This window comes from Burkholderia sp. E168m15, assembly GCF_016586105.1.
GTDB classification, from domain to species: domain Bacteria; phylum Pseudomonadota; class Gammaproteobacteria; order Burkholderiales; family Burkholderiaceae; genus Burkholderia; species Burkholderia orbicola.
This window is the reverse complement of the sequence record NZ_BCPO01000018.1, coordinates 40,172-46,268: the sequence shown is the minus strand read 5'-3', so window position 1 is coordinate 46,268 and position 6,097 is coordinate 40,172. Positions and strand designations below refer to the sequence as shown.

Sequence of the window (6,097 nt, the reverse complement as noted above, 5' to 3'; positions counted from 1 at the left end):
CGCCGCGCGCGCCGCCTGGGCGTTCGCATCCTGGTCGACCACCGCGCCGGACGCCGGCACCGTGGCCGGGCTCGCGGCAGCGGCAGCCTGCGCGGCGCTTGCGGCGCTCGCGGCCGCAGCGGCTTCGGAAGCCTTCTTCGCCGCGGCAGCGGCCTTCGCCTTCTTGCCGCCGCGATCGCCGTCGATGTCGGCCAGCAGGTCGAGTTCGGACGGCAGGTTGTCGGCGCCGGTCCAGCTCGCGACGCGATCGCCGGAGAAGTTGACCACGAGGTCACGCTGCTGGACGATCGACGTCGAGCCGCGCTTGAAGTAGAAGAGGTAATCCCAGCGATCCGCGTGGAACATGTCCGCCAGCAGCGGCGTGCCGAGCAGCGCGCGGACCTGCTCGCGCGTCATGCCGGCCTGCAACTGTGCGGCTTTCTCCTGCGACACGAAGTTGCCCTGCACGACGGTGATCCGATACGGCGTGATGCTCTGCGCAATGCGCTGCGTCACGCTGTCGTACGACGAACAACCCGCCAGCGCGACAACGGCGGCGGCAGCGATGATGGCACTCCGCATGCGACTCCTCTGAAAGTGCGAAAGCGATTCTGGGATCATTTCCTTCACCGTGCTGGCCCGCGTGCAGGCCGCGCGTATATCTGGAACGGCGAAAAGCCGGTAACATTGAAGCCCTGCATTGTACTCTAGGGATGCCTAGCCATGACCAATCCGACGGATCTCAAGAATATCGGGCTAAAGGCCACCCTACCGCGCCTCAAGATTCTCGAGATCTTCCAGCAGAGCCCCGTGCGCCACCTGACGGCCGAAGACGTCTACCGCAACCTGCTCAACGAGCAGCTCGACATCGGGCTCGCCACCGTCTACCGCGTGCTGACGCAGTTCGAGCAGGCCGGCCTGCTGTCGCGCAGCAACTTCGAATCCGGCAAGGCGGTGTTCGAGCTGAACGAAGGTTCGCACCACGACCACCTCGTGTGCCTCGATTGCGGCCGCGTCGAGGAATTCTTCGACGCCGAGATCGAGAGCCGCCAGCAGGCGATCGCGAAGGAGCGCGGCTTCCGGCTCCAGGAGCATTCGCTCGCGATGTACGGTTCGTGCACGACCGAGAACTGCCCGCACCGCAAGCACTGAAGCGCGCCACCCGTACACGCGGCACGGCCCGGCCGGCATCTCGCCGCCCGGGCCGTCTGCTTTTTCGGCGCGCCTGCCGCGCGCCCGGCATGCTTACGAAAGCCCTTCGGCGCCCGCGCAGGCCGGCTCGAAATCGAGCGCCCACGCGCGTTCCAGCGGGATCTCGTCGCAGTTCGGCTGCGGGCCGCCGCGATCGACGATCACGAAATCGCTGACCGCGTCGAGCGCGAGCAGCGGATGGTGCCAGACGCCCTTCGCATAATTGACGCCCTGCCAGCCCTCGGCCAGGAACGCGCGCATCGCGTCGGGCCGGAATTCGCCGGCCGGCGCGACGACGATCGCGTAGCGCGACACGGCGGCCAGCGGAATGAACGCCTGGCTGCCGTGCGGATGACGCTCCATCAGCGTGACCGCGACCGGCAACGCGCGCGGCTGCGCGCGAAACACGCTGACGAGCGGCCGGCCGCCGTCCGCGCAGACGTCGATCGTCGCGAGATCGTGAAAGCGCTCGGTCGTGCCGCCGTTGATCGGGAAATGCCGCGCGCCTTCGAGCGCGATCACGTCGCCGAACGGCGCGAACGCTTCGCGGGTCAGGCGCTCGACGCGCAGGATCGGAGTTCCGCTCATGCCGCTGCCCTCCTTCAAGCCGGCTCGCCCCACAGACGCAGGCGCGACACGCCGCCGTCCGGGAAGATGTTGAAGCGCACGTGCGTGACGGGGCCGAGCGCCGCGAGCGCGTCGAACGTGTGGACGTGGTCCATCTGCAGCTTCTGCTCGCCGAGCAGTTCGGCCCAGAACATCGCCTGCGTGACGAGCGAATCGTCGGTGCCGCCCGTGACGTGCGCGGCCTGCAGCGAGCAGCGGTCGGGGAAATTACCCTTGAAGAACGCCGTGTCGACCTCGACGCGCCGGATGATGCCCGGCCGCGCGAGCGCGACGATCGCCCAGTCGTTGCCGGGCTCGCGGCGCCGCCGCGTTTCCCAGCCGTCGCCCATGTTCACGCCGCGCCCCGGCATCAGCATCTGCGACGCCGGGCCGAAGTGCTGGTTGTTCGCGGCCACCAGATAACCGCCGTTCTCGATCGCCGCGAGATCGACGAGCTCGCCGGCCGGCACGTGGCGCCAGTCGCGCTGCGGCTGGCCGTACACGCGCAGCCGCGCGAGCCCGCCGTCCGGGTACAGGTTCACGCGCAGGTGCGTGACCGGCCGCGCGTCGTCGACGCTCACGTAGTGATGCGAATTGCCCTGCAGCGTCGTCGCGGGAACGATCGTGCGCCATTCCGCGTCGTCCGGCGGCGTGTCGCCGTCCACCGCGCAGGCCTCGATCGACGCGGCCGGCGGGAAGTTGCCGGTGAAGTGGCTCGTATCGAGATCGACGCCGACAATCACGCCCGGCCGCGCCAGACGCACCATGCAGAAGTCGTGGCCGGTCGTACGCTTGCGGCGCGTTTCCCAGCCGTCCATCCACTTGCCGTGGTCGTCGTACTTGCCGGGAATGAACACGGCCGGCTCGGGATTGAGCATGCGCTCCTTCGGCGCGAAGAATTCGTCGCTCGCGAAGAGCGCCTGCGCGCCCAGGCGCGGATCGGCGAGGTTCATGTAGCGCCGCGTGAAAGCCGGCGCGTTCGGATCGAGGATGGGGGCTGCCATATCGTCTCCATTATTTTGAAAAGGCCGGCGCGTCATCGCGCCAGGCGCAGGAAATTCGATCGCGCGAGGCGGCCGGGGAAGCCGCGCCGCGCGCGTGTCGGGTTCAGAGCGCGTGGGCCTGATCGCCCGCGACCGGGGCGGCGCCGCCCGGCGCGTCGGCCACGTAGCGCAACTCGCGGTTCAGCACGCGTTTCGCGCGGGCACGGTCGATGTCGTTCTCCCACACCGCGACCACCACCGTCGCGACGCAGTTGCCGATCAGGTTGGTCAGCGCGCGGGCGATGCCGACGAACCAGTCGACCGGCAGGATCAGCACGAGGCCGAGCACAGGAATCGCGGGGATCGCCGACAGCGTCGCCGCGAGAATCACGATCGCCGAGCCGGGAATCCCGTGCGCGCCCTTCGACGTGACGAGCGACACGAGCAGCACGACGATCAGGTCGTGCGTGGACAGCGGCGTGTTGGTGGCCTGCGCGATGAACAGCACGGCGAGCGTCAGGTAGATCGAGAAGCCGTCGAGGTTGAACGAATAGCCGGTCGGGATCACGAGGCCGACCGTCGAATCCTTGATCCCCATGTATTCGAGCTTGCTCATCACCTGCGGCAGCACCGCGTCCGACGACGCCGTGCCGAGCACGATCGACAGTTCCTCGCGCAGGTAGCGGATCAGCTTGAACACCGAGAAGCCCGCGAGCCGCATCACCGCGCCGAGCACGACCGTGACGAACACGAAGCAGCTCAGGTAGAACACCGCGACCAGGTAGCCGAGCTGCTTGAGCGACGCGACGCCGTACTTGCCGGTCGTGAACGCGATCGCGCCGAGCACGCCGAGCGGCGCGAGCTTGATGATGAAGCCGATGATCTTGAAGAACACGTGCGACAGCTCCTCGATCAGGCTGTTCACGCGCTGCGCCTTGTCGCCGAGCAGCGACAGCGCGGAGCCGAACAGCACCGCGAACACGAGGATCTGCAGGATGTCGCCCTTCGCGAACGCGTCGATCGCGGTCTCGGGAATGATCTTCATCAGGTAGCCGGCCGTGTCCTTCAGGCTTTCGGCGTTCTTCGCGTACGTCGACAGCGACGCCGCGTCGAGCGAGCGCAGGTCGATGTTCATCCCGACGCCCGGGCGCGTGACCCACGCGAGCACGAGCCCGATGCCGAGCGCGAGCGTCGTCATCACCTCGAAGTAGACGACGGCCTTCAGGCCGACCCGGCCGACCTTCTTCAGATCGCCCGCATTGGCCATCCCGCTGACCACGACGCAGAACACGATCGGGCCGATCACCATCTTGATGAGCTTCAGGAAACCGTCGCCGAGCGGTCGTAGCGACTCGGCGACGTGCGGGAAGAACGCGCCGAGCGCGACCCCCAGTATCAATGCGACGACTACCCGGCCAAACAGCGAATTGAGGAATTTCGACACGGCGCTCTCCCGATCCAACGGTTGCAGTTTCGTCTGTTCATACTGGTAAGACCAGTGATGTTATGGTGGATAGTAGGAAGCCGATATAGTGGCGTCAAGGACGGACAAAATAGGGATTTCCCGCCCCTGCGCGCCGTTTGCGCGCCCCGCAAAGGGGCGGATCGTGGCTTTCCCGTAGGGTGGTCATGCACCGCCCGCGTGCGGATTACAATGCCGGTCAGACCGGCCATCGCTCACATCATGAAAAATGTTCCGCATACCGTGACCGACGCCGCCATCGCGACGATCCGCGACCGGATCGAGGCAGGCGTCTATCCGGTCGGCAGCCTGCTGCCGGCCCAGCGCCAGCTCTCCGAGGAGCTGGAGATCAGCCGCGCGTCGCTGCGCGAGGCGCTGTCGACGCTCGAGGCGCTCGGGATGCTGCGCATCCGCGCGGGCAAGGGCGTGTACGTCGAAAGCGCGCAGGCGTCGGCCGCGCATCCGTGGCAATTCGCCGAGCAGTCGTCGCCGCCCGATACGTACCAGATGCGCTATGCGCTCGAAGGCTTCGCCGCGCGGATGGCCGCGCACGTCGTCAGCGACGAAGACATCGCGTGGTTCGAGGACAATCTCGCCGACCTGCACGTCGCGCTGACCGAAAGCGCGCTCGACGAGGCATCGCGGCTCGACTTCGACTTCCACATGCGGATCATCCATCTGGCCGGCAACGCGGCGATCGAATCGATCCTGCGCAGCAGCGCGGACATCATGAAGGAAAGCCAGCGCATGCCGTTCTACCGGCGCGAGCTGCTGCTGTCGACGTGGCACGAGCACCGCGCGATCGTCGACGCGCTGATCGCGCGCGATGCGGCCGCCGCCGGCACCGCGATCGAAACGCACATCGCGAACGCGGCGCAGCGCGCGGGCGTCTTCTTCCCGACGCCCGGCGCGTAATCCTCCCGCGCCGCCGCCCGGCCGGTCCGGTCACCGTTCCGACGGATCGCGATACGCGAGCACACGCTCGATGAATGCGCGCGCCGCGACACTGCGGTACGCGCCCTTGCGCGTGAGCAGCGCGGCCGTGCGCGTCGGCAACGGCGGATCGATCTCCAGCGCGCACAGGTCGCCGCTCTCGCGCGCGACCGCGTCGGGCAGCACCGTCGCGAGCCGGCCGCGCCGCACGAGTTCCAGCACCGAAGTGACCGTATTCGTCTCGATCGCGACCAACGGCCGCGCGCCGTGCTCGACGAAATACCGGTCGATGCGCTCGCGCGTCGCGAACGCGCGGCTCAGCAGCACCAGCGGCTCGCCGCCGAGCTCGGCCGGCGTGAGCGCACGGCGCCGGCGCGCGAGACGGTGCGTGCGGCCCGTCACCAGCGCGAGCGGCTCGTCCCACAGCGGCAGCGCTTCGATGTCCGGCGCACGCGGCGGCATGAACGCGAAGCCGGCGTCGAGCCGGTCGTCGGCGAGCAACGCCTCGATGCGCTCCTGCGGCATCGCGTCGATCGTCAGCGCGACGTTCGGATGGTCGGCATGGAATGCGTCGATCAGCGAGCCGCTCAGGTAGGCCGCGAAAGTCGGCATCATCGCGAGCCGCAACGAGCCGCTGCCAAGCTCGGCGACGTCGTGCAGCGCGCGCTGCCCGATATCGAGCGCGTGCAGGGCGGCGCGCGCGTGGCGTGCATAGACCTCGCCGAATTCGGTGAGCTGCACCGTGCGGCCCGAGCGGTCGAACAACTGCACACCGAGCGTGTCCTCGAGCTGACGGATCTGCTGCGACAGCGTCGGCTGCGACACGTGCAGCGCGTCGGCCGCGCGCGTGAAGCTGCGCTGCTCGGCGACGGCAAGGAAATAGCGGATGTGGCGGAGAAGCATCGCGGCCAACGTATTGGTTTTGCCAATGGAGACCATAACG

7 protein-coding genes are annotated in these 6,097 nt (G+C 68.0%); 2 read left to right on the top strand and 5 right to left on the bottom strand.

The annotated features are described in order from the left end of the window. Nucleotides 1-561: outer membrane protein assembly factor BamE (locus tag JMF86_RS02850; RefSeq protein ID WP_201316702.1), on the bottom strand; the 561-nt coding region annotated here is incomplete at its 3' end. 141 nt (nucleotides 562-702) lie between these two features. Between JMF86_RS02850 and fur the strand changes: the two genes are divergently transcribed. Beyond that, nucleotides 703-1,131 carry a ferric iron uptake transcriptional regulator gene (gene fur, locus JMF86_RS02845; RefSeq protein ID WP_006400349.1) on the top strand — a complete coding sequence of 143 codons (429 nt, stop codon included), beginning with the start codon at nucleotides 703-705 and terminating at the stop codon, nucleotides 1,129-1,131. Between the two features lie 93 nt (nucleotides 1,132-1,224). On the opposite strand, the gene JMF86_RS02840 is transcribed toward fur, so the two are convergent. The 3 genes from JMF86_RS02840 to JMF86_RS02830 form a co-directional block, all read right to left on the bottom strand. Then, complete coding sequence (locus tag JMF86_RS02840) at nucleotides 1,225-1,758, bottom strand: ureidoglycolate lyase (protein ID WP_011544566.1); 534 nt, start codon at nucleotides 1,756-1,758, stop codon at nucleotides 1,225-1,227. 14 nt (nucleotides 1,759-1,772) lie between these two features. Continuing rightward, nucleotides 1,773-2,780: an allantoicase gene (alc, locus tag JMF86_RS02835; protein WP_125380850.1), complete on the bottom strand. Its 1,008-nt coding sequence runs from the start codon at nucleotides 2,778-2,780 to the stop codon at nucleotides 1,773-1,775. A 103-nt stretch (nucleotides 2,781-2,883) separates the two neighbouring features. Beyond that, complete coding sequence (locus JMF86_RS02830; protein WP_077179149.1) at nucleotides 2,884-4,203, bottom strand: C4-dicarboxylate transporter DctA; 1,320 nt, start codon at nucleotides 4,201-4,203, stop codon at nucleotides 2,884-2,886. 210 nt (nucleotides 4,204-4,413) lie between these two features. Between JMF86_RS02830 and JMF86_RS02825 the strand changes: the two genes are divergently transcribed. Continuing rightward, the gene (locus tag JMF86_RS02825) at nucleotides 4,414-5,136 is read left to right on the top strand and encodes a FadR/GntR family transcriptional regulator (protein ID WP_027812438.1); all 723 of its coding nucleotides are present in this window, start codon (nucleotides 4,414-4,416) and stop codon (nucleotides 5,134-5,136) included. Between the two features lie 30 nt (nucleotides 5,137-5,166). Here the strand turns inward: JMF86_RS02825 and cynR are convergent, their stop codons facing one another. Next, nucleotides 5,167-6,057 carry a transcriptional regulator CynR gene (gene cynR / locus JMF86_RS02820; RefSeq protein WP_011544562.1) on the bottom strand — a complete coding sequence of 297 codons (891 nt, stop codon included), beginning with the start codon at nucleotides 6,055-6,057 and terminating at the stop codon, nucleotides 5,167-5,169. Between the last annotated feature and the right edge of the window lie 40 nt (nucleotides 6,058-6,097).

Coding starts and splice junctions, on each gene's coding strand:
- fur (WP_006400349.1), top strand. CDS start 703: ATGACCAATCCGACGGATCTCAAGAATATCGGGCTAAAGGCCACCCTA.
- JMF86_RS02840 (WP_011544566.1), bottom strand. CDS start 1,758: ATGAGCGGAACTCCGATCCTGCGCGTCGAGCGCCTGACCCGCGAAGCG.
- alc (WP_125380850.1), bottom strand. CDS start 2,780: ATGGCAGCCCCCATCCTCGATCCGAACGCGCCGGCTTTCACGCGGCGC.
- JMF86_RS02825 (WP_027812438.1), top strand. CDS start 4,414: ATGCCGGTCAGACCGGCCATCGCTCACATCATGAAAAATGTTCCGCAT.
- cynR (WP_011544562.1), bottom strand. CDS start 6,057: ATGCTTCTCCGCCACATCCGCTATTTCCTTGCCGTCGCCGAGCAGCGC.